This is a genomic window from Microbulbifer flavimaris, from assembly GCF_001641755.2.
Lineage (GTDB): Bacteria > Pseudomonadota > Gammaproteobacteria > Pseudomonadales > Cellvibrionaceae > Microbulbifer > Microbulbifer flavimaris.
Window position 1 is genome coordinate 34,634 of sequence record NZ_LRFG02000003.1, and the last position, 23,340, is coordinate 57,973.

General features: G+C 59.0%; 22 protein-coding genes. 8 read left to right on the plus strand and 14 right to left on the minus strand.

The annotated features are described in order from the left end of the window. Positions 1–16: 16 nt before the first annotated feature. Positions 17–661: a 2-polyprenyl-3-methyl-6-methoxy-1,4-benzoquinone monooxygenase gene (gene coq7, locus AWR36_RS09340; RefSeq protein WP_067084137.1), complete on the plus strand. Its 645-nt coding sequence runs from the start codon at positions 17–19 to the stop codon at positions 659–661. Positions 662–722: 61 nt separating this feature from the next. Here the strand turns inward: coq7 and AWR36_RS09345 are convergent, their stop codons facing one another. Continuing rightward, a complete protein-coding gene (locus AWR36_RS09345) occupies positions 723–1,130 on the minus strand; it encodes an OsmC family protein (protein WP_067084139.1) in 408 nt (135 codons plus the stop codon). Between the two features lie 317 nt (positions 1,131–1,447). On the opposite strand from AWR36_RS09345, the gene crp reads away from it, so the two are divergent. Beyond that, positions 1,448–2,083 carry a cAMP-activated global transcriptional regulator CRP gene (crp, locus tag AWR36_RS09350; protein WP_067084141.1) on the plus strand — a complete coding sequence of 212 codons (636 nt, stop codon included), beginning with the start codon at positions 1,448–1,450 and terminating at the stop codon, positions 2,081–2,083. A gap of 81 nt (positions 2,084–2,164) precedes the next feature. On the opposite strand, the gene trpC is transcribed toward crp, so the two are convergent. From trpC to AWR36_RS09390, 8 genes are all read right to left on the minus strand, one after another. Then, positions 2,165–2,959: an indole-3-glycerol phosphate synthase TrpC gene (trpC, locus tag AWR36_RS09355; RefSeq protein ID WP_067084143.1), complete on the minus strand. Its 795-nt coding sequence runs from the start codon at positions 2,957–2,959 to the stop codon at positions 2,165–2,167. Further along, positions 2,956–4,005, minus strand: coding sequence for an anthranilate phosphoribosyltransferase (gene trpD, locus AWR36_RS09360; RefSeq protein WP_067084146.1), 1,050 nt, complete (start codon positions 4,003–4,005; stop codon positions 2,956–2,958). The genes trpC and trpD overlap by 4 nt, the downstream gene beginning before the upstream one ends. 43 nt (positions 4,006–4,048) lie before the next feature. Continuing rightward, positions 4,049–4,627 carry an anthranilate synthase component II gene (locus AWR36_RS09365; protein WP_067084148.1) on the minus strand — a complete coding sequence of 193 codons (579 nt, stop codon included), beginning with the start codon at positions 4,625–4,627 and terminating at the stop codon, positions 4,049–4,051. After that, the gene (locus AWR36_RS09370) at positions 4,624–5,496 is read right to left on the minus strand and encodes an ion transporter (RefSeq protein WP_067084149.1); all 873 of its coding nucleotides are present in this window, start codon (positions 5,494–5,496) and stop codon (positions 4,624–4,626) included. Before AWR36_RS09370 ends, AWR36_RS09365 begins: the two co-directional genes overlap by 4 nt. Beyond that, on the minus strand, positions 5,489–7,000 hold the full coding sequence (gene trpE, locus AWR36_RS09375; RefSeq protein ID WP_067084151.1) for an anthranilate synthase component I: 1,512 nt from the start codon (positions 6,998–7,000) through the stop codon (positions 5,489–5,491). The genes AWR36_RS09370 and trpE overlap by 8 nt, the downstream gene beginning before the upstream one ends. Positions 7,001–7,266: 266 nt before the next feature. Then, a complete protein-coding gene (rpe, locus tag AWR36_RS09380) occupies positions 7,267–7,932 on the minus strand; it encodes a ribulose-phosphate 3-epimerase (RefSeq protein ID WP_067084153.1) in 666 nt (221 codons plus the stop codon). Between the two features lie 72 nt (positions 7,933–8,004). Then, positions 8,005–8,709 (minus strand): N-acetylmuramate alpha-1-phosphate uridylyltransferase MurU, encoded by a 705-nt coding sequence (gene murU / locus AWR36_RS09385; RefSeq protein ID WP_231745296.1) that lies wholly within the window; start codon positions 8,707–8,709, stop codon positions 8,005–8,007. Further along, positions 8,706–9,785 (minus strand): aminoglycoside phosphotransferase family protein, encoded by a 1,080-nt coding sequence (locus AWR36_RS09390; RefSeq protein ID WP_067084155.1) that lies wholly within the window; start codon positions 9,783–9,785, stop codon positions 8,706–8,708. The genes murU and AWR36_RS09390 overlap by 4 nt, the downstream gene beginning before the upstream one ends. A 397-nt stretch (positions 9,786–10,182) precedes the next feature. Between AWR36_RS09390 and AWR36_RS09395 the strand changes: the two genes are divergently transcribed. The 5 genes from AWR36_RS09395 to AWR36_RS09415 are packed head-to-tail and all read left to right on the plus strand — an operon-like array spanning position 10,183 to position 16,842. Next, a complete protein-coding gene (locus tag AWR36_RS09395; protein WP_067084157.1) occupies positions 10,183–12,813 on the plus strand; it encodes an LPS-assembly protein LptD in 2,631 nt (876 codons plus the stop codon). Positions 12,814–12,821: 8 nt separating this feature from the next. Further along, on the plus strand, positions 12,822–14,162 hold the full coding sequence (locus AWR36_RS09400; protein WP_082679560.1) for a peptidylprolyl isomerase: 1,341 nt from the start codon (positions 12,822–12,824) through the stop codon (positions 14,160–14,162). After that, on the plus strand, positions 14,159–15,160 hold the full coding sequence (pdxA, locus tag AWR36_RS09405) for a 4-hydroxythreonine-4-phosphate dehydrogenase PdxA (RefSeq protein ID WP_067084160.1): 1,002 nt from the start codon (positions 14,159–14,161) through the stop codon (positions 15,158–15,160). Before AWR36_RS09400 ends, pdxA begins: the two co-directional genes overlap by 4 nt. Before the next feature lie 40 nt (positions 15,161–15,200). Beyond that, positions 15,201–15,995: a 16S rRNA (adenine(1518)-N(6)/adenine(1519)-N(6))-dimethyltransferase RsmA gene (gene rsmA / locus AWR36_RS09410; RefSeq protein ID WP_067084161.1), complete on the plus strand. Its 795-nt coding sequence runs from the start codon at positions 15,201–15,203 to the stop codon at positions 15,993–15,995. A 34-nt stretch (positions 15,996–16,029) separates the two neighbouring features. After that, positions 16,030–16,842: a symmetrical bis(5'-nucleosyl)-tetraphosphatase gene (locus AWR36_RS09415; protein ID WP_067084162.1), complete on the plus strand. Its 813-nt coding sequence runs from the start codon at positions 16,030–16,032 to the stop codon at positions 16,840–16,842. Positions 16,843–16,891: 49 nt separating this feature from the next. Here AWR36_RS09415 and AWR36_RS09420 read toward each other — a convergent pair whose 3' ends face one another. From AWR36_RS09420 to AWR36_RS09430, 4 genes are read right to left on the minus strand one after another with little or no spacing between them, the layout of a single operon-like run. Next, entirely contained in the window at positions 16,892–17,269 is a 378-nt protein-coding gene (locus AWR36_RS09420) for a hypothetical protein (protein WP_141398507.1), read from the minus strand. 56 nt (positions 17,270–17,325) lie between these two features. Then, complete coding sequence (locus AWR36_RS16120) at positions 17,326–17,529, minus strand: class IIb bacteriocin, lactobin A/cerein 7B family (RefSeq protein ID WP_141398508.1); 204 nt, start codon at positions 17,527–17,529, stop codon at positions 17,326–17,328. 31 nt (positions 17,530–17,560) lie between these two features. Beyond that, positions 17,561–19,690 carry a peptidase domain-containing ABC transporter gene (locus AWR36_RS09425; protein WP_067084166.1) on the minus strand — a complete coding sequence of 710 codons (2,130 nt, stop codon included), beginning with the start codon at positions 19,688–19,690 and terminating at the stop codon, positions 17,561–17,563. Continuing rightward, the gene (locus tag AWR36_RS09430) at positions 19,690–20,937 is read right to left on the minus strand and encodes an HlyD family secretion protein (protein WP_067084168.1); all 1,248 of its coding nucleotides are present in this window, start codon (positions 20,935–20,937) and stop codon (positions 19,690–19,692) included. Before AWR36_RS09430 ends, AWR36_RS09425 begins: the two co-directional genes overlap by 1 nt. A gap of 134 nt (positions 20,938–21,071) precedes the next feature. Between AWR36_RS09430 and AWR36_RS09435 the strand changes: the two genes are divergently transcribed. Next, a complete protein-coding gene (locus AWR36_RS09435) occupies positions 21,072–22,178 on the plus strand; it encodes a CapA family protein (protein WP_067084170.1) in 1,107 nt (368 codons plus the stop codon). Positions 22,179–22,204: 26 nt separating this feature from the next. Here AWR36_RS09435 and galE read toward each other — a convergent pair whose 3' ends face one another. Beyond that, a complete protein-coding gene (galE, locus tag AWR36_RS09440; protein WP_067084950.1) occupies positions 22,205–23,230 on the minus strand; it encodes a UDP-glucose 4-epimerase GalE in 1,026 nt (341 codons plus the stop codon). Between the last annotated feature and the right edge of the window lie 110 nt (positions 23,231–23,340).

Consider the following 23,340-nt stretch of genomic DNA (forward strand, 5'->3'; position numbering starts at 1 on the left):
GAGTGAGTAATCAAAAATGAGTGAGCGCAGACTGACAGGTTTTGATCGAATACTGATCCAGGCGGACCGCGCACTGCGGACCCTGAGCCCCGGCGCCCCCAGCCACGGCCGCCCCTCCCCCGCGCGCGCCGAGCCGGAAGCGGACATGACCGATGCGGAACGCCGCCACGCTGCCGCACTGATGCGCGTCAACCACAGTGGCGAGGTCTGCGCCCAGGCGCTGTATCAGGGACAAGCTCTGACCGCCAGGCTGCCGAAGGTACGCGGTGAGATGGAGCGGGCCGCCGACGAGGAAATCGATCACCTGGCCTGGTGCGACCAGCGCCTGCGCGAGCTGGACAGCCGCCCGAGCCTGTTGAATCCGCTCTGGTATGGGCTGTCCTTCGGCCTCGGCGCCGCAGCCGGTAAGGTCAGTGACCGGGTCAGTCTCGGCTTCGTCGCCGCTACCGAGGAACAGGTGTGCAAACACCTGGAGAGCCACCTGCAGCGGCTTCCCGCCCAGGACGCAAAGAGTCGCGCAGTGGTGGACCAGATGCGGATTGACGAAGAGGAGCACGGCGCCGCCGCACTTCAGGCTGGCGGCGCCCGCTTCCCGGCACCGTTGAAAGGCGCAATGAAGCTGGTAGCAAAGGTAATGACCACCATCAGCTACCGCCTTTAGCGCCAGATCCAGCGAGCCCCGGAGACCGGGGCTTTGCGCCAAAACCCGAATGATCGGCCGCTCAGATCTCCTCGATACGGAAGCGGTGAGCGATCTCCACACCCGCGTTGCGCAACATGATCGACGCAGAGCAATATTTGTCTGCCGACAGCTCAACCGCACGGGCCACCTGGGCCTCCTTAATGTTGCGGCCTTTGATTACAAACTCCATTTCAATGCGCTCGAACGGCGCCGGCACCGCATCCGGGCGCTCCCCCACCAGTTCGCAATGACAGGAAATCACGTCCTGGCGGGCCTTCTTCAGGATGGAAACCACGTCGTACGAGGCGCAGCCGCCAACCCCCAGAAGAATCATTTCCATCGGGCGGATGCCATTGTTCTTCTCGCCACCCTCCATCACCACGGAGTTGCCACTGCCGGCTTCGCCCACAAACATGAGCCCGTCCACCCAGGTCACCTTGCCCTGCATACTTCCTCTCCTCATTCATTTTTCAGCTGCCCGAAGCAGGCGGCGAAGCTTAGCACAGAAGCCCGCTGCAACCTTTTGGCATGCTTTTTCCGGTATAGTGGACAACGGTCGCGCCATCAGAGGGCAAGGCCGCGGCGCCCTTTTGAACTTACCACTGCGCACGCGGTCAATTAGCATTGCCAAGGCGTAACAGGTCACACTGCGGCGTTTTACCGATCAAGACCCCTGTTGGGGGCGGGTTTTTCACGTCATAATCCGCATAGCATGAGTTTTCAGGTCTGGGTCGGACATAAGAGTGAACAATAAGGAGTAGATCCGTGACGGTTGCTACCGAAGAACCCCTTTCCACTGGCAATATCGAGGACTTTCTCGCCCATTGCCATCGTCGCCGCTATCCGGCCAAGAGCACCATCATCTACGCCGGTGACCGCTGTGAATCCCTGTACTTCATCATGCGCGGCTCTGTGACCGTACTGATCGAAGACGACGAGGGCCGCGAGATGATTGTCGCCTATCTCAATGACGGCGACTTTTTTGGTGAAATGGGCCTGTTCGACCAGGACACCCGCAGTGCCTGGGTGCGCACCAAAACCGAATGTGAGGTGGCGGAAATCTCCTACAGCAAGTTCCAGGAGCTTAGTCGCCAGCATCCGGAATTCCTGTTCGCCCTCGCTACCCAGATGGCGGGCCGCCTGCGCAACACCACCCGCAAGGTGGGTGACCTGGCGTTCCTCGACGTCACCGGTCGCGTCGCGCGCACCCTGCTGGACCTGTGTAACGAGCCCGATGCCATGACCCACCCCGAGGGCATGCAGATCAAGATCACCCGCCAGGAAATCGGCCGTATCGTGGGTTGCTCCCGCGAGATGGTCGGACGTGTCCTCAAGACACTCGAGGAACAGGGGCTGGTCTCCGTCAAGGGCAAGACGATGGTGGTCTACGGCACCCGCTAGGGGCCGGGCTTCTCAAGCCACCACTAAACGACAAAAGGCGATCCCCGGATCGCCTTTTGTCGTTCTGGGGCCGCTGCAGCGCTAGTTGAACATCTCCAGCAGGCGGCGCCCTGGCTCTTTCTCGCGCATGAAGGCCTCGCCGACCAGGAATGCATGCACGTCGTGGCCACGCATGGCAGCGACGTCGTCGGTCGTGTGGATGCCGCTCTCGGTCACCACGATACGATCGTCGGGAATGCTATCGAGCAACTGGAAAGTGGTTTCGAGTTGCACATCAAAGGTGTGCAGGTTGCGGTTGTTGATACCGATCAGCCGGTTCGGTAAGACCAGCGCCCGCTCCAGCTCCCCTGCGTCATGTACTTCCACCAGCACGTCCAGACCGATTTCCGTGGCCAGGCCGTTGAGGTCGCGCATCTGCCCGTCCTCGAGGCAGGCGGCGATCAGCAGAATGCAGTCGGCACCGATCGCGCGGGCCTCATAGACCTGGTAGGGATCGACAGTAAAGTCTTTGCGCAGAACCGGCAGGCGTACCGCATTGCGGGCCTGCTGCAGATAGGCATCGGCGCCCTGGAAGAAGTCCACATCCGTGAGTACCGACAGGCAGGCAGCACCGCCCTTTTCGTAGCTGGTAGCGATCTCCGCCGGCAGGAAGTCCTCTCGAATGACGCCCTTGCTCGGAGAAGCTTTCTTGATTTCGGCGATAACCGCCGCCTCACCGGCAGCGATCTTGCTCTCCATGGCCCTGACAAATCCACGGGCCGGCGGCTGGGCGAGCGCCCGGTCACGGACTTCGGCCACAGGCGCTTTCTGGCTGCGCTCAGCTACTTCCTGCCACTTTCGCTCGACAATGGTCTTGAGAATGGTCGGGGTACTCACTGGCCTACCTCCGCCGGGCGGAAGGCACTGGTGAATGCAGCGAGATCCTTGATCTTCTCCGCCGCCAGTCCGCTGGCAATCGCATCCTGGGCCATGGCCACGCCCTGCTCCGCCGAGTCAGCCACACCACTGACATAAATCGCCAACCCCGCATTCAGGGCAATCAGGTCCGCGGCCTTACCCGCAATCTCGGACTCCTGTTTGCCGAGGGCATCCAGGATCAGCGTCAGCGACTGTTCTGCACTGTCGACGCCCAGGCCCTCGAGGCTGGAGCGCTCGACTCCGAAATCCTCCGGGCGCAGGGTCCGCTCGCGCAACACACCATCTTTCAGCTCAACCGCATAGGTGTCGCCCGCCAGGCTCATTTCGTCGAGACCGTCTTCGCTATGGATGACCAGCACGTGTTCGGAGCCCAGTGTCTGCAGTACTTCCGCCAGCATGCGGCAGTAGGCGCGGTCATAGACACCAACAACCTGACGCTTCACCCCGGCGGGATTGGTCAACGGACCGAGCAAGTTGAAAATCGTGCGCATGCCAAGCGCCCGGCGCGGTGCTACCGCGTGGCGCACCGCGCGGTGGAAGGTGGGCGCAAACATAAAGCCGACACCGATTGTATCGATACAGCGCGCTACCTGTTCGGCGTTCAGTTCCAGGTAAATACCGGCACGCTCCAGCAGGTCGGCAGCACCACTGCTGGAGGAAACAGAGCGGTTGCCATGCTTGGCAACATGGGCACCGGCAGCAGCCGCCACAAAACTGGCGGCACTGGAGACGTTGAACAGGTTGGCTCCATCACCGCCGGTACCGACGATGTCCACAGCATCCTGATGCTGCAACGGGACTTTGGTGGCCAGCTCGCGCATGGTTTCAACCGCGCCGGTAATCTCGTCCACGGTCTCTCCACGGATGCGCAGTGCGACCAGCAGCCCGGCGATCTGCGCCGGCTCTGCCTCGCCTCGCATAATCTGGCCCATGACCTCGCGCATTTCCGCGCGGCTGAGGTGCTCATTGTCCACCAGTTTGGCGGTGGCTTCCTGAATCAGCATACCCCTCCCCTTTTCTATTTTTGATGAAAGACCAAGGGCCTGATCAGGCCTCGAGGAAATTGCGCAGCATGTCGTGCCCGTGCTGCGTGAGGATGGACTCGGGGTGAAACTGCACCCCTTCCACGGCCAGCTCGCGGTGACGCAGCCCCATAATTTCGTCGATCTCACCGTCCTCGGTCTCGGTCCAGGCAGTTACCTCGAGGCAATCGGGCAGGCTGCCCTTCTCCACTACCAGAGAGTGGTAACGGGTGGCCTCGAACGGATTCGACAGGTTGTGAAACACCCCCAGGTTGTTGTGCACGATCGGAGATGTCTTGCCATGCATCACCTTGCCCGCGCGCACGACGCGGCCACCGAAGACCTGACCGATGCTCTGGTGGCCGAGACAGATACCGAGTATCGGGGTTTGCCCGGCATAACGGCGGATGGTGTCGAGTGAGATCCCGGCCTCATTGGGCGTACAGGGTCCGGGGGAAATAACGATCTTCTCCGGCGCCATCGTCTCGATATCAGCCACCGAGATCTCGTCGTTGCGCTTCACCACAACATCCGCACCCAGTTCCGCCATGTACTGCACCACGTTCCAGGTAAAGGAATCGTAGTTATCGATCATCAGAATCATGGCGCGGATCCTCCGGGTGTTCTATCGGCCGATGGGGCCGGTACGTCTTGCATACGCTTCTGCAGGCGCGCCAGCGCCTCTTGCGTGGCGCGCAACTCGCGCAGAATTTCAGTCTGGCTCGGCGGCAGCTGCAGCTCATCCAGCCGGCGCAGCTTGGCCTCCTCCAGGTTGTTCAGGACCACCCCGATAAACAGGTTGATCATCACGAAGGCCCCCATGACCACAAAGCTGACAAAGTACACCCAGGCCCAGGGCATGGCCTCCATGGCGGTGTACATGATGTCTGTCCAGTCCTCAAAGGTGACAATCCGGAACAGGCTCAGCAGGGCGATGGGCAGGCTTCGCCAGTGCGTCGGGTCGATCTCATGGAAGAGAAAATATCCAGCGACACCGTATATATAAAAGATGATCCCCATCAGCAGCGCAATGTGGAACATGCTGGGCAGGCTTCGCAGCAGCGTATCCACCAGCAGGCGCAGCTCCGGGAAAGCGGAGACCAGGCGCAATACCCGCAGTACCCGCACGAGTCGCGCCAGTGTGGCCAGTGGTCCCGCAGCGGGAATCAGGCTCAGGGCGATAATGGAAAAGTCGAAGCAATTCCAGCCGCTGGCGAAGTAGCGCCAGGGGCGGTTGCCGTGCGCCGCCATCTTCACCAGTGCTTCGACCACAAAGGCGGCGAGAATCAGCTGGTTGATGCCGTGCAGCATTGACCCGAAACGCTCGGTAATCCAGGCCGATGTCTCCAGGCCCACGGCGACGCCGTTCAAAATGATCAGCCCGATAATGACCTGGTTAAACAGGGGTGCCGCAACAATCCGCCGACAGACTTCAGCCACCGGCAACGGGGGTCGCGCCGACACTTCACTCATGATGCTCTACCTCAACCTGGCCATTTCTGGTGCTGCCCGCCGTCGCCATCGCCGTGGCCCGGAAAAGGGCGCGGGCCTTGTTCATAGTCTCATCCCACTCCGCCTGGGGATCTGAGTCTGCCACCAGGCCAGCGCCGGCCTGGATAAAGACACGGCCGCCCTTGATCACCGCTGTGCGGATGGCAATGGCCGTATCCATGTTGCCGTTCCAGGCCAGGTAGCCCACGGCGCCGCCATAGATTCCCCGCTTCTCGGGCTCCAATTCGTCGATGATCTCCATCGCGCGGATTTTGGGGGCACCTGACAGGGTGCCTGCCGGCAGTGCCGCGCGCAGGGCATCGATACCGCTCAGTCCCGCCTGCAGACGGCCGGTGACATTGGAAGTGATATGCATGACGTGGGAGTAACGCTCAACCACCATCTGCTCGGTGACCTTCACACTCCCGGTCTCAGCCACACGACCCACATCGTTGCGGCCCAAATCGATCAGCATCAGGTGTTCGGCAATCTCCTTGGGATCGGCGAGCAGCTCCTGCTCCAGCGCCTCGTCCTCCGCCTCGGTAGCGCCGCGTCGGCGGGTACCGGCCAGCGGACGCACGGTCATATCGCCCTCTTCCAGGTGCACGAGAATTTCCGGGCTGGAGCCCACCACCTGATGGTCGCCAAGATCGAGGAAATACATATAGGGAGAGGGATTGAGACTGCGCAGGGCCCGATACAGATTCAGCGGAGGTGCGGAGAATGGCGCGGACAGCCGCTGCGAGGGCACCACCTGCATCACATCACCGGCAAGGATGTACTCCTTGACCTTGTCGACGCCGCGCTTGAAGTCGCTCTCGCCGAAATGGGACTGGAAAGCGGCCTCGTCCAGGCCGGCGCCGTCCAGATCCAGCGGCACCGTATCCGGCAGCGGCTGCGCCAGCTTCTCGACCAGTCCGTCAAGCCGCTGCTGGGCGCGCTCGAAATCCCCTTCCTGCTGCGGGTTTGCGTGAACGATGAAAATCACCGCGCCGGCCAGGTTGTCGAACACCACCAGCTCGTCGCTGACCATCAACAGGATATCCGGGTTGCCGAGGGTATCCGGCGGCGCCGTCTCAGCAAGTCGCGGCTCGATGTAGCGCACGCAGTCGTAGCCAAAATAGCCCACCAGTCCGCCATTGAACCGTGGCAGTCCCTCGATCTCCGGCACCCGGTAGCGCTGCTGGAAAGCCTCGACAAAAGCCAGCGGGTCCGGACTCTCATGCTGCTCCGTCACCTGGCCATCGGTCTCCACTGTCACCTGATGGCCGTGGACTTTGAGCAGTGTGCGGGCTGGCAGGCCGATGATGGAGTAACGACCCCACTTCTCACCGCCCTGCACGGATTCCAGCAGGTAGCTGTGACGGCCCGCGGCCAGTTTCAGATAGGTGGAGAGAGGGGTTTCAATATCTGCCAGCACACGGCGTACCAGGGGAATACGGTTGTATCCCGCGGACGCAAATTGGCTGTATTCGCTGGGTGTCATGGCGACTCCGGGTGCTCTGCTGGTTTTACCGAAGTAATTACCTGGGGTATCGGCAACTCGGGCGGCTGCAACAGGCTCCGCCCACAGGGAAAGGGGCTCGCTACGCTTGTGCGGGCCTCAGCGGGTCAGTGGCGCCATCGCCAGCTGCTGATGTGGGGGACGAGTGGATTCACGGGACTGCCTCGTTTTACGAGCCGCCAAGTTTACAAAGCCAGCCCCGGGTGGACAAGCGCCGGCCTGTCACCGGCATGGCATAGGACAAAAAACTAATTTTTCAGCGCCGAACGCATGGCGGTGATCGCTTCTGCGTAGTCATCCGCATTAAAGATGGCGGAGCCGGCAACAAAGGTATCGGCACCGGCAGCGGCAATCTCGGCAATATTGTCCCGGGTCACACCACCGTCGATCTCGAGACGGATATCCAGTCCGGAGTCGTCGATCAGTTTGCGCGCTTCGCGCAACTTGCACAGCGTTGCCGGGATAAACTTCTGCCCTCCAAAGCCGGGATTGACGGACATCAGCAGCAACATGTCCAGCTTGTCCACTACATAGCGGACGGAATCCAATCCTGTTGCCGGGTTGAGCACCAAACCCGCCTTGCAGCCGAGGCTTTGGATCAGCTGCAGGGAACGATCCACGTGGCGGGAAGCTTCCGGGTGGAAGGTGATATAGGTGGCGCCGGCATCGGCGAACATGCGGATCATGTCGTCCACCGGCTCCACCATCAGGTGCACGTCGATCGGGGCCTCGACGCCGTGTTTGCGCAGGGCCTGACAGACCATCGGGCCGATGGTCAGGTTGGGGACGTAGTGATTGTCCATCACATCGAAATGCACCCAGTCAGCGCCGGCTTCCAGCACCGCGTCCACCTCCTCACCCAGGCGGGCGAAATCAGCGGAGAGAATCGAGGGGGCAATCTTGAAATCTGTCATGTGCAGTCTTCCCAGTGCGTTTGGCCCGGTACTGTGGGCGTGAAAGCGGGAGTGTACCGGAAAGGGGCTGCGTCAGGCGACGCTGCCGCGCAGGCGTGCATCGAGCCGCTGCAAGCGTTCGGGGGTGCCAACGTCGCACCAATCGCCCTCAAACAGCTCCGCCTGAAGCCGGCCCTCGTTGTAGACGAAAATCTCACCGAGGCCGAAACAGGGGCGCATCTTGGGGTAGTCAGTCAGCATCTCCGGTCGCAGCCAGCTGATACCGGAAAATGTATAGCGGGGTTTGGTGGTGCCGGACAGCAGACCGCCGTCGATACCAAAATCCCCCTCGGGGTTATGGGGCGGGTTCGGCACCATCAGCAGTCGCCCCGGGCAAGCCTCGGGAAGCGGCTTCTGGAGCCAGCTGGAGAGATCGAAATCGCACCAGACATCGCCATTGACCACCAGAAACGGCTCACTCCCCAGCAGTGGCAACGCCTTGATGATGCCGCCGGCAGTTTCAAGCGGCTCCACTTCGACGGAATACTGGATATCCAGCCCCCAGCGCTCACCGCTGCCCAGCCGCGCGCGAATCTTCTCTCCCAGGTGCCCCAGGTTGATCACTACCCGGCGCACCCCGATTGCCACGAGCCGCTCCAGGGCATGCTCGATCAGGGGCTTGCCCGCTACCTGCAGCAGCGGCTTTGGCGTCTGGTCGGTGAGTGGTCGCATGCGCTTGCCGAAGCCGGCCGCCAGCACCATCGCCGTGGGAATCTGTGTCTTGTCTGTTGCGGTCATTGAGGCATTCTTTGCAGTGAAGCGCCCGGTTCTCCCGCAGTACGGTAATCCCGGTACCAGCTCTGCCGCTCGATCAACGGCAGTAAAGCCTCACGGAACCAGTCCGCGAAGGGCGCCATCTCGGGGTAGCGTGCAGCCACCTCCAGGGTATAGCGGATCACCAGGGGCAAGTCCGGCAGGTAGCCCGGCTTGCGATCCCTCAACCACAGGCGCGGGAAGAGCCCCAGCACCTTGATATGGCGCTGCAGGCCCATCCAGTCGAACCAGCGCAGAAATGTCTTTTCGTCCAGTGAGGAGAGGATGCCCGCGGACTCGGCGGTGGTGGCGTAGCAGAGCGCCCAGCGCTCCACCTGTTCCCGAGGCCAGCGGATATAGCAGTCTCTCAACAGGGAAACCAGGTCATAGGTCACCGGCCCCCAGACCGCATCCTGGAAGTCCACCACTCCGGGCCGTTCGCCATCCCGCAGCATCAGGTTGCGGCTGTGGTAGTCCCTGTGCACCAAAACCTGCGGCTGCTCGGCAGCGTTATCCAGCAGCAGGGCGAACGTTCGCTCCAGCAGCGCGGCCTCCTCGTCACTCAGGGAGTAGCCGAGCATCTGCCCGGCGAGCCATTCCGGCAGGATACGCATCTCGGTCAACAGTAGCTCGCGGCTGTACTGAGGAAACAGATCACCGCAAGGGGGAATCTGCTGCAGGCAGAGCAGCTCGTTCATGACCTCGCCGTAAAGCCCTTCCACGCTGTCTTCATCCAGCTCGCTGAGCAACTGGCAGTCGCCCAGATCCTCGAGCAACATAAAACCGTGCTCGACGTCGGCCTGGGTGACCATCGGCGTGTGAATGCCATGACGACGGAGGTAATCGGCGACGGCCACAAAACGGGCGGGATTGGTGCGCTCTGGCGGGGAATCCACCGCAATCAGGCTCGGTACCGTGAGGGTGCGGAAATATCGGCGAAAGCCGGCATCGCCGGCCAGAGGCTGCAGCGTCAGGCTGTCGCCGGCCTCCAGAGCGCGCCCGGCCCAGCCGCGCAACGCATCGCGCCGCTGATCCACTGCATCTGTCGAACGCTCACTCATGAGCCACTGCTACTCCAACTGTTCCGGGCCGCATTGTAACGGGGCATAACACCCCGTCCAGCAAAAGCCCCCATTTCGCCATATCCGTAGCCGGCGCGTCTACTGCCGTGTTGGACCACCGAAGAGACCGGGAAGTTGCGCAGCATAGCAAACGCGCCATTCCTCCCCTCCGTCCATTGGCCACGACTACCCATCCGTGCACAACGGCCGGCCTTTCAGTTTAGCCTTACTCGCTCAGTTCTGGGGTCCATGGGCCCCGGCACTCCGCACAGTGTTAACGGTGTCTACATTCAAGTAGAATCCCGGGCTGATTTTGGCGCACCTCTGGTTAGCAATAGGTAGACGGCGCTCCCCCCCTCAGGAAGAAACACAAACGAAAGTCGGAACCAATCACCCGATGCTGGATTTCCCCCGCTGGCAACGCCTGGCCATGGCGATTGCGCAGATTTCCCGCCCGCGCAGGCTGGGCCTCGGCACCCTCGGTGCAGTCGGCTTTGCCGTCGCGGGCCCCCTGTGGGCGGAAACTGCCGATCCGCAGGAGGGGCAGGCGGACCTGACGCCTCCACAGCAGGCGGAAGAAGCCGCGCTCGACTACAACCCCTACATCTATCTCGACTGGCTGCCCGCCTGGCAGCTGCCGCCACATATGCAGCCGGCTCAGGCGACTGCGTGCAGCGGGGCTTTTGTAGCTCCGCCGCGGGATTACCGGGATGCGGACCTGACACCGGAGATGGCTCCCCTGCGCGCGACCGCAGATTCCTCCGAATGGCTGGACGACGGCACCGCGCGGCTGCGGGGCAATGTGCATGTCACTCAGGGTTATCGCCAGCTGTTTGCCGATCAGGTGGACGTGAATCGCAACGAAAGCACTGCCACGCTGCGCGGAGCCATCGAAATGCGCGAGCCGAGCCTGCTGGTACGCGGCCGTTCGGCAGAGATACAGACCGATAGTCAGGCGGCGCAGATCGAAGATGCGACCTACGTCATTCACAATGAGTTCGTGCACGGCAGCGCCAGCTTCGCCTCCCGGGAGGCCAGCGGCGAGCTGATACTCACCGATGGCAATTACACCCGCTGCGAGCCGGGCAACGTTGTCTGGCAGATGCGCGGCGGGGAAATCCACATCGATAACGTGGAGCGGCAGGGTGTGGCGCGCAATGTACGCCTGGAGATTCTGGACGTGCCGCTGTTCTATTTCCCCTACCTGCGCTTCCCCGTGGGCACAGACCGCCTGTCCGGACTGTTATTCCCCAGCATCAGCAACAGTGACGAGAATGGCTGGGACGTCGCTGTTCCCTATTACTGGAACATCGCTCCGCAAATGGACGCCACCATCGTACCGCGCTATATCCAGTACCGCGGTACCGGTGCCGAAGTGGAAGTGCGCCACCTGAGCCAGCTGTTCAACACCGAACTGCGCGCAGCCGGCCTGCCCGACGACAAGGGCGGTGACGACGAGGATGCGGAGGATCTGATTCGCCAGGGCTTCCCCGAAGATCTGGTACTGCCGGCCAAGGGTGAGGACCGCTGGCTGATCAATTTTGAACAACAGGGCACAGCGGGCACTTTCTGGCGCACCAATGTCGACTATGCCAAGGTCAGCGACCCGGACTATTTTCGCGATCTGGACACCGCCAATCTCAGTGTCGCCGCGGAGACAAGCCTGAACCAGCGCGCCGAAGCCAGCCTGTTCAATGAGAACTGGACCGCAACCCTGCGCGCGCAGGACTACCAGCAGCTGGTCAAGGACCGCTTCGATACCTATCGCCAGCTGCCGCGACTGGATATCGACGGCAACTACCGCTGGGGCGACTGGGCTCTGGGCCTGGAACACGAGATCACCCGCTGGGACCACGACGACGAACAGACCATCCGCTTTATTGCCGATGTCGGCGATCCGGACAGTGTCACCGAGCTCAGCCGCAATTTCGTCAACGCCGACCGCGTGCGCCTCGATTATGAACTGGAGTGGGATAAGCAGTGGCTGTGGGGGTATTTCACCCCGGGCATTGCCGGCCGCTACCTGGGTTACCAGGTCGATGAGCAGTTCCTGAACCCGGAAGCCAGCGACTCCCCCGAGGCCTCGGCCGGGCAGTTTACCCTGGACAGCGGACTCTTTTTTGAGCGGGACGCCAGTGCGTTTGGTTATAACCTGGTGCAGACCCTGGAGCCGCGGTTTTTCACCCTGGTGAGCTCAAAGGCCGACCAGAGCGACTTTATCGACGTCAGCACCAGCCCTGCGGACGGCGGCAACGACCTGCTGTTTGACACGTCACTGTTTACCTTCAGTTATGACCAGCTGTTCCGCGACAGCCGCTTCACCGGCAACGACCGCATCGATGATGCGGACCGGGTGGCCCTGGGCCTGACCACCCGCATCCTTGATCCGGTCAGCGGCCGCGACCTGTTTGCCCTCAGCGGCGGGCAGATCTTCTATCTCGAGGACCGCGAGACCACTCTGCGCGGTATTGTTGAGGACGCTCCCCGCTCCGAGTTCGCGGCGCGCCTGGAGAGCCGTCCGATTCAGTCGATGCGGATCAGCAGCGAGCTGATTTACGATGATGACGAGGGAGACCTCAACCGCGGCAACTTCAGCCTGCGCTACCTTGACGATGACTTCCGCCTGTTCAACCTGGGCTATCGCTATCTGCGTCGCGACGAGGTGCTGGATATCGACGGCGACCTGATCCGCGGCTCCATCGAGCAGGTGGATGCCTCCATGGTACTGCCAGTATCCCCGACTACGGCGATACTGGCGCGCGCCAATTACGATATCACCTTCGATCGGGAACTGGAGTACGTGGCCGGCGTCGAATATGACAGCTGCTGTTATATGGTGCGATTGGCCTGGCGCCGTACTCTGGACAATGACCTGGCAGACGTGGTTTCCCCGGAAGAGCTTGAGTTTGATGAGGGTATTTACATAGAGTTCCAGCTCAAGGGGCTCGCCAGTCTTGGCACCACGGTGACCCGGATGCTCAGCCAGGGCATCCCCAATTTCGAACAGAGAGAACAACTGAAACAGTGATGAAAATAATGACCGCATTCGCTCTCAAGCGGGCCCTGCTGCCCGCGCTGGCCCTCTGTGCCGTCGTGGCCGCCCCGGCGCTGGCCCAGGTGCAGAAACTCGATCGCGTCGTCGCCGTGGTGGATGACGACGTGGTGATGGCCAGTGAGCTGCAGCAGCGCCTCGACACCATTACGGCGCAGATCCAGTCACAGAACGTACAGGCACCACCGATCGATGTCCTGCGCCGACAGGTTCTGGAGCAGCTGATCATCGAGCGCCTGCAGCTGCAGATGGCTTCCCGGGCGGGCGTCACTGTGTCCGACGCCGAGCTTGACCAGGCCATCGCCCGGGTAATGCAGAATACCGGCGCCAGCCCGGAACAGTTCCGCGAGCGCCTGGCCGCTGATGGTATGTCGATGAAATCGTTCCGCCAGCAGATCCGCAATGAACTGCTGATTCGTCGGGTGGAACAGGGCAGTGTGAACCGCCGCATCCAGATTACCGACCAGGACATCGACAACTTCCTGCGCTCCAAAGAGGGCGAATTCTGGAAGTCGCCCCAGTTTGAGCTTGGCCATATCCTGATCCCGGTCAACTCCAGCGCCCCCGCCGACGAGGTCACCAAGGCCCGCGAAAAAGCCCAGCAGCTCGCCCAGCAAGTGCGCGATGGCGCCGATTTCCGCCAGCTGGCCATCGCCAACTCCGCCGGCCAGAACGCCCTGTCCGGCGGTGACCTGGGCTGGCGCAAGACTGTCGAGCTGCCCACCCTGTTCTCCGACGCACTGCAGGGACTTGGCGTTGACGACGTTACCGATCCCTTCCGCAGTGATGCCGGCTTCCACCTGCTCAAGATCCACGCCCAGCGCGGTTCCAACGAGCAGGTGGTGGAACAGACCAAGGTTCGCCACATCCTGGTGAAGACTTCCGCCATTCGCGATGATGACGCCGCTTACAACCTGCTGATCGACCTGCGCAAGCAACTGGAGGATGGCGCCTCCTTTGACGAACTGGCGCGCGAGAACTCCGAGGATATCGGCACCATGCTCGCCGGGGGGGACCTGGGCTGGTCCATGCCCGGCCAGTTCGTGCCGGAATTCACCCAGGCCATGAACAATACTCCGGTGGGGGAGACCAGCATGCCGTTCAAGTCCCAGTTCGGCTGGCATATCCTGCGGGTTGACGGTCGTCGCAACCAGGACATGACCGAACAGTACATCCGCAACCAGGCGGCCAACCTGCTGCGCAACCGTCGCTACGAGGAGGAGCTGCAGAACTGGCGCCGTGAAATCCGCGACCAGGCCTATGTGGATATCAAACTTCCGGACCTGAAAGACGGTAGCGACAGCGCAGACAACACCGAGCAATGATCCCCCGCATTGCCTTCACGCCCGGCGAGCCCGCCGGGATTGGCCCGGAACTGGCGGTCAGGCTCGCCAGTTCCCGGGCCAACGGCCACCAGGGGCCGGTGCAAATCATCGCCCTGTCCGACCCCGATCTGCTCGCGGACGCCGCTGAGCGGATGGGCCTTCCCCTCAACCTGATCCCATTCGATCCAGATAGCCCGCCCGCCGACACCCCGGACGGCAGCCTTTACGTGCGGCCGTTCAAGCTGGCAGAGCCCGCCACCCCGGGTCGCCTCAACCGGGCCAATGCCCCGTTTGTGGTGGAGACGCTGCGCAACGCCGCCCGCGACTGCCTGCAGCGGCGCTTTGATGCTCTGGTGACCGGGCCAGTCCACAAGGGTGTCATCAATGAGGCGGGCATTCCTTTCAGTGGGCACACCGAGCTGTTTGCCGAGGAGGCCGGCGTTGAACGGGTGGTCATGATGCTGGCAGCGGAAGAGTTGCGCGTCGCACTGGTGACCACACACCTGCCATTGAAGGATGTCAGCGCGGCAATCACCCCCGAACGGCTGGAGCAGACCATTCTTGTCCTGCACCGCAGCCTCCGCGACCAGTTCCGCATTAGCGAACCGCGTATCGGCGTCTGTGGGCTCAATCCCCACGCCGGGGAGGGCGGACACCTGGGCAAGGAGGAGATTGAGGTAATCGAGCCGGCCCTGGACAAGCTGCGAGCCCTGGGCGTGCACCTGCTCGGCCCGCTCCCCGCCGACACGCTTTTCACTCCGCCGCAACTGGCGCGCTGTGACGCGGTACTGGCCATGTACCATGACCAGGGCCTGCCGGTGTTAAAATTCAAGGGGTTCGGCCATGCGGTGAACATCACCCTCGGGCTGCCCTTTATCCGCACCTCGGTGGATCACGGCACCGCGCTCAACATCGCGGGCCAGAACGAGGCCGACTGCGGCAGCCTCCGCACCGCACTGGCTCAGGCGGTGCAGCTGGCAGAGCTGCGCTCTCTCTAGTCGAACCGCGATACTGCACCAGAGACTGACAGAATTCCCTATGGATCATTTTTTCCAGCACAAGGCGCGCAAGCGCTTCGGCCAGAATTTTCTGGTCGATGAAAATATTATCGAGCGGATCGTCCGCGCCATCGCGCCCAAAGAGGATGATCGCCTGGTGGAGATCGGCCCGGGCCAGGGCGCCATCACCGCGCTGCTATTACAACGCTGCCCGTCCCTCACCGCCGTGGAACTGGACCGCGACCTGATCCCGCTGCTGGAATTCAAGTTCCGTGACTACCCGGAGTTCAGCATCATCGAGCAGGATGCCCTGAAGTACGACTTTGGCAATCTCGCCGGCGATGAGCAACTGCGCATCGTGGGCAACCTGCCTTACAACATCTCCACACCCCTGCTGTTCCACCTTCTGAGCTTCCGCGGCAAGATCCGCGACATGCATTTTATGCTGCAGAAAGAAGTGGTGGACCGACTGAGCGCCGTACCCGGCAACAAGTCCTATGGTCGCCTCAGTGTCATGGTCCAGTATCACTGTCGGGTACAGGGCCTGTTTCCGGTGCCACCGCAGTCCTTCCGTCCGGCACCGAAGGTGGATTCGGCAATTGTTCGCCTGGTTCCCCACGCCACTCCACCACACCCTGCGCAGGATGAAGATCTACTGGAACGCTTGGTGAACGTGGCCTTCCAGCAGCGTCGCAAGACGCTGCGCAATGCGATCAAACCCCTGTATCCGGAACTGGACATATCTGCGCTGCCGGTAGATGCGGGCCGCCGCCCGGAGACGCTGAGCGTGAAAGAATTTGTGGAACTGGCAAACTATCTATCCACACTGGATTGACTAATCGGTTAGAAGAGAAAGCGCGAGGAGCATCTTGGCCACTTACGCCATCGGGGACATTCAGGGCTGCTTTGAGCCCTTCATGCGCCTGCTCGACAAAGTCCATTTCCGCCCGGACCGGGACAAGCTCTGGCTGGCCGGGGACATGGTCCATCGGGGACACGACAGTCTCAGCACGCTGCGCTTCCTTTACGAACACCGCAGCCAGGTCACTGCCGTGCTGGGCAATCATGACCTGCACCTGCTCGCCCTCGCCCACGGTGCCAAACGCCTGACCGATAAAGAGCATGATTTGGCAAAAATTCTTCGCGCCAAAGACGCGGACAAATTGCTCGAATGGCTGCAGGGCCTGCCCCTGGTGGTACACAAGAAAAGCTATACCATGGTCCACGCGGGCATCCCGCCCATCTGGAGCATCACCAAGGCTGTGGAACTCTCCCGCGAAGTACACCGGGCACTGGCGGACGATGCCATGGCCAAAGCGTATTTTTACGGTATGTACGGCAACGAGCCCCATTGCTGGAGTGACCATCTGCTGGGTATCGAGCGGCTGCGCTCAATTACCAACTACTTCACCCGCATGCGCTTCTGCAAGGAAGACGGCACCCTGGACCTGGTCACCAAACGCGGCCCAGAGGCCGAGCACAATGGCTACCTTCCCTGGTTCAGTCACCCCGAGCGGAAAACCCGAAAAGATAAGATCATTTTTGGCCATTGGGCGGCATTGGAAGGCCGTGCCGATACTCCCAACGTCTACGCCCTGGATACCGGCTGTGTGTGGGGAGGCTACCTGACTGCGATGCGGCTCAGCGATGAGAAATTTTTCTGCGCGGATTGCTCACCATAGGAAGTGACAAGACAAAAGCAAAAAGAGGTCTTTAATTAATTCATACATGTCATCGCTCACTTTGATTGCTGACTTCCCTAGAAAGCCGAGTGATAGCAAAGTAAAAAAATAAAGCACCGACGTAAAAAACCAAGGTAATCAACACGTCCCACTCATCAAACGTCTGAGAAGAAGAATAAATCTGCAGAACTTCATAACAAATCAAACCGAGAGTATACAAAGATACATTTTGGGGGAACTTTTCGGCACCAAAAGCCAAAATAATCAATAGACACCCTAGTATCACTGAAAGGGCGTTCGGAAATGACCCCGCAATCAGCCCGCCCATCCCTTTATTAGACTGATATTCAGCACGATAAGCATCAAAATATCCCATCAATATATATGACAGGAGTAATACGAAAATAATGGATAAGTATCTAATCATGTCATTTTCGCCAAGGGCCTGCCCGAAGCAGGCCCTTGCCTCCAATCCTCAAATTATCAACGGGCCCAAGTCTGCCCTGCCGTGTACAAACTTGAATCGGAGTTTGCGGATGAGAAATCACTCAGGAAAGAGTCAATACCAGATTTTCCTCCAACAGCATCATAAGCGTATGATCCCGCTAAGCCGACTACAAAGGAAGCTACATACTGATAAAACCCGCCATTTACGGATTCAATCTCATTCAGATTAAGTTCTTGCATTTTTTTCTCCTTTCAGTTGATTGAACCGAAATCATTCGGTTAGATCTATCTGCCTCCCTGCAGATTCGGCCGTCTCAGGCCTATGAGCCACCAATACCCGGGTGATGGCAAGCCGGCTTATATGGTCATTGACCAAAGACTCGTTCGCCACATCCAGGTGACTGGTTGCTTCATCCATGAACAGTATGCGCGGCATGCGGTAGAGCGCACGGGCCAACACGATTCTTTGCTTTTGCCCGCCACTGAGGCTGGCACCCATATCACCCACCAGTGTGTTGTACTGCATGGGCATGGTGAGGATCTCGTCATGTATGCAGGCCAGCTTGGCGCAATGCGTGATACGCTGAAGATCGGGCTGCGGCTCGAAACAAGTGATATTGTCTGCGATCGTCCCGGCCATCAGCTGATCGTCCTGCATGACGCCGGCAATTTGACACCGGTACCCCGACAATTGGTGCAGAGGTTTACCATCAACCAGAATTTCACCTTCAGTCGGCTCTAGCAGCCCCATCAGACATTTGAGTAGTGTCGTTTTGCCGCACCCGCTGGGACCAACAATGGCTACTGTCTCGCCCGCTTCAATGGAAAAATTCAGATTCTTGAATACTGGAGGCTCTGCTTCACCGTAGCGGAACCCTAAATTTCGGACCTCAATATGCCCAATCAGCGGCTGAACAGTCTCAGCAGTACTATCACCCAATGGATACCCGTCATCCGGATTTTCCATTTTTGTAAAGACGATATCTGACAGGCGATCGAGGTGCAGACCAAGCATCTTGATCTCGATCCATTTGGCGATTAGCGCGTCCATAGATTCGACAAAGCGCGTTTTATAGCTGACGAATGCGTAGAGCATACCGACTGTAAACAGGTTGGCCATCACTGCCGTGGCAGCAAAATAAATCACCAGCAGATTCTCCAGGCCAAACAACAGTCGATTGGCAGTGTCGTAGCCAATATTCCATCGCGTGATACGAATATCTTTATTCATGGTTTCTGCCAGGCGGTTATGCCACTGACCCTGCCGATCATTCTCACGCTGAAACAGCTTGACTGTTTGAACGGCACGGATAGATTCCATAAAGTGTGAATCATGCTTCGCCTGAGCAACGATCTTCTCTTCCGTCAGCAACCGCAATGGACGAAATAGCAACAATCGCAGCACTGCATAAATCATCACCACCAGCAAAACAATCAGGGTGAGCTCCACATCATAGAAAAACATAACGGCAAGAGTGATAACTGCCATAATGCCGTCTACCAGTGCCGCTACCATGCCAGTGGTCATAAGTTCACGGACCTGATTCAAGGACCCAAAACGGGATACCACATCGCCCATATGCCGTGTTGAGAAATAATTCATAGGCAATCGGATCAGATGTCGAAAGAGGTTGGCGGCCATTTGCATATTTAGCCGGGTAGACAAATGCAGGATAACCCACTGACGCAGCGCACTGGTGCCTGCTTGAATCACAAGTAACAACCCAAATCCCAGCGCGAGCACAAGCAATAAACTGGTATCACCACGCAAAATAACGTCGTCAATAACCGTCTGCATATAGAACGGCGTAACGACAGCAAATAGCTGCAATAAGAGCGACAATAAAAGGATTTGGGTCAGGCTTCTCTTCAGGCCGGTAACGCTTGACCAGAAATGGCCAAGCGTCAGTCTCTGGCGGTCTTCTCCAGTTGTAAAATTCTTTGTTGGTGTCAGCTCCAGAGCCACGCCGGTGAAGTGCTGCGCGAACTCTTCGCTGTCTAGAACACGCTCACCAACAGCGGGATCATGAATCCTGAGACGCCTGGGCTGGACCGATTTCAATACAACGAAATGATTCATGCCCCAGTGCAAGATACAAGGCAGCTGTAATTCGCCCAGATGCTCCATCTCCAGACGGAGGGCACGACCTGCTAGCTGCAAACGCCCCGCCATATCCATGAGTGTTTTGAGGTTAATGCCGTGGCTGGAAATGCTGAAACGACGGCGAAGCCCAGCCAGATCAGTCTCGAAACCGTGATAACCGGCGATCATTGCCAGGCAGACAAGACCACACTCTGCAGCCTCTGTCTGTAAAATCACGGGAAGCCTGCGGCCGACAGAGAAGTGAAGTAGATTCTCCGGCCGAGATCTAGCGGTGAACTGATGTGCCGCAGCTTCCATCACAGTTGCCCCTTGAGGCTATAGATGGGTTCTAGCAGCCACTGCAAGAGACTACGCTCAGCTAGGAGTATATCTGCCGAAAGTGTCATCCCTGGCTTCAAAGTCAACTGCTTCCCATACCCTCTAACTGAGGGTTGCGTAAGAGTGGCTGACACCCTGAACACTGGTTCGCGTGCAGATACAGGCACATTAAGCAGCTCCTCTGGTAACAAGACCGTATCGGAGATTGCTGATATGGAACCGCTGTAAAGACCAAATTTCTGGTAGGGAAAGGCATCGTACCGGATACTCAGGGGCTGACCTGGCTCCATTAGACCGGCTGCCCTAACAGGAACCAACAATTGTGCGGTCAGTGCGTGGTCCTTGGGGACCAGGGAGAGCATCGGGACACCACTCTTAACATTCCGGCCCTCCCTTGCCTGCAAGTTATTTACAACCCCAGGTCCGGGTGCTTTTATGATATAAGCACGCTGTCCATGAAGTTGTGCCATCTTCTGGGCGAGGTCAGAAAGGCGGGCAGTTAGCCGGGCAGCATTATTGGCATGCTCTTCAGGTAATACGCTGCGCCGGGTTATTAACTGCTGAATCTTATTGCGAAGATTAAGTTGGTTACGCTTCAGGCTTTGAAGCTCTGCCTGCAGCTCCAGCTCCTGAGCTAATACTGCGTCTAGTTCTGCTGATGATATATGCCCTGAATGCTTGAGATGCCTGTAACGCGCCGCTTGCGCCGCGACCAAATCGTAACGGTGCCGTTGGGTTTTCACTTGGCTCCTAACAAGCTGCAGATCAGCCTCGGCCAAGTCGATCTGCCGCTCGATGTTCTGTAAATTTTGTTGATGTATGCGTTCGCTACGCTCCAACTGCTCATTGAGTAAATTATGCTGGCTTTCATACTCCGCGATCAGCAGTGATTCAAGATTCTTACCGTCGGCAAGCACACGATCACCATTCACGGCAAACAAAGGTTGGCCTTTGACTACCTGCTCTCCCTCACTAACCAAAACCTTTTGAACAATCCCGGGGTTGTTGGCATAAACGCGCAGCACACCAGTTGCAGGCTCTAGCCATCCAAAAACAGTTTCTTTGCGTGCATAACTACTATTGATCAACCAGATGATTGTGATTAACACCCACAGTAACAGCAGGCTCAATAGGATTACGTGAGAAAGCCTTGGCAGCAGGAGAATCTCTCCGTGCAATCTATCGGCCTGCCGGTCAACAACCTGCTTTCGAAACAACTCTGTCACCGCACATTCTCTCACTTGGCATTTGGTGACAACAGATTCAAATGATTTCAGGACTACGAAGCAAGAGGTTTTTAATTACAAGTCATTACAAAACCTGAAGTTAAATTCGAGTTTTACTTCTACACTTGCACAGCATGAAACTATGTAAATCTTTTCGACTAATTATCTCTGGCGATGTCATGACCGGCCGGGGGATTGACCAGATACTTCCGCATCCCGGTGATTCGCAAATTTACGAGGGCTACCTGCACTCGAGTGTGGACTATGTGCGCCTTGCTGAGACGCAGAGCGGCCGCCTGCCCGAAGACATTCCATTCTCATATCCCTGGGGCGATGCGCTAACGGAGATGGACAACCGGTCCCCCGCTGCTCGAATCATTAATCTGGAAACTGCCGTGACCGGCTGCGATGATTACTGCCGTGGCAAGGGCATCAACTATCGCATGCACCCTGACAACATGCCCTGCCTGACGGCGGCAAAAATCGACGTATGCACCCTGGCAAATAACCATGTACTCGATTGGGGCTATGGAGGACTGAAGGAGACGCTGTTGAGCCTGCGTTCAGTAGGACTTGCTCAGGCTGGCGCCGGCGGTGATTTACCGGAAGCCTCTGCGCCGGCCATTATTACCGCTGGCGACTCCAGGATACTTGTCTTTGCCTGCGGCCATCCCAGCAGCGGCGTACCGGGGGATTGGGGTGCGGGCGACGATCGTCCCGGCATCAACCTGCTACCGGACCTATCACCACAGTGTGCCGATACATTGGTACGGGAAATAGTGAAACACCGCCGGGTCGGCGAGCTGCTAATGGTGTCGATTCACTGGGGAGGAAACTGGGGATACCAGGTACCCGAGGAACAGCGGGATTTCGCCCACCGGCTGGTGGACGCCGGCGTTGACCTGGTCTGCGGCCACTCTTCACACCATCCGAAGGGCATCGAGATTTATCGGCAGCGGCCGATTTTCTATGGCTGTGGAGACCTGATTAACGACTACGAGGGCATCTCGGGACACGATGCTTTTCGCCCCGAGTTGAGGATTCTTTATTCTGTGGATCTGGATCGGGAAAGCGGTGAGGTTCGGGGAGTGGAACTGATTCCGTTCGAGTCCCACAAACTGCGGCTGTGCCGAGCGACGGCCGCTGATACGGCGTGGCTGCAAAAGACGTTGAACCGGGAGTACCGCTCGATCGGGATGCACCTCGAGACAACCGAGAGCGGACTCATGCTGCGATGTTAGATTTTAAAGGAAAGCCGTCAGTAACTTTAGTCGCGGTAGCCGTTGGGGTTCTGCGACTGCCAGCGCCAGGTATCTTCTGCCATCCGCAGCAGGTCATATTCCGCCCGCCAGCCAAGCTCCTGCTCAGCCAGTGCCGGGTTGGCATAGTACTCGGCCACATCGCCATCACGGCGAGGCGCCATTTTTATTGGAATTTCTCTCGCACTTGCCTGCTCAAAGGCTTTGACCACCTCGAGGACCGAGCTTCCCTTCCCTGTTCCCAGGTTATAGGTGTAACACCCCGCCACCGTTTCCGCACCGCGCAATTTTTCCAGTGCAGCCAAATGGCCGCGGGCCAGATCTACCACGTGGATGTAGTCGCGAACGCCGGTTCCATCGACGGTATCGTAGTCATCACCGAACACCTGCAGGAGTGGCAAGCGACCGACCGCTACCTGGGCCACATAGGGCAGGAGATTGTTGGGGATACCACTGGGATCCTCCCCGATACGACCAGTTTCATGGGCACCAATCGGGTTGAAATAGCGTAGAAGGCTTACTTTCCACTGACTGTCCGGCGCGGCACAGACATCCCGCAGGATGTTTTCCACCATCAGCTTGCTGGCGCCGTAAGGGCTTTCGGGGGCAGTGGGACAATCCTCGGGAACCGGCACTATCGCCGGATCACCGTAGACCGTAGCGGACGAACTGAATACAAACTGGTTGACACCAAACTCCTCCATCACCTCACAGAGCGTCAGCGTTCCCGCAACATTGTTCTGGTAATAACGCAAAGGTTGGGCAACTGATTCACCGACAGCCTTCAGACCAGCAAAATGAATCACTGCCTCAATACTGTGGCGGCTAAAAATCTCCCGCAGTGCAGCGGCGTCGCGAATATCAGCGGTATAGAGGGGGACGGACTTGCCGGTGATCGCCTCGACACGATGCAGGGATTCCGGGCTGCTGTTGGAGAGATTATCCACCACCACCGGTTCCCAGCCCGCCGAGAGCAGCTCCACACAGGTATGACTGCCGATGTAGCCGGCACCGCCGGTGACCAGGATCGCCATGGCGCGAATCTCCAAATCGTTTCTGTTTCTCAGGGGCGCAAGTAGACCGTAAAACTGCCGCCCAATTCAACCTATGTTGGCGGCTGCGCCTCCCGCAGTGCGAAGGGAAA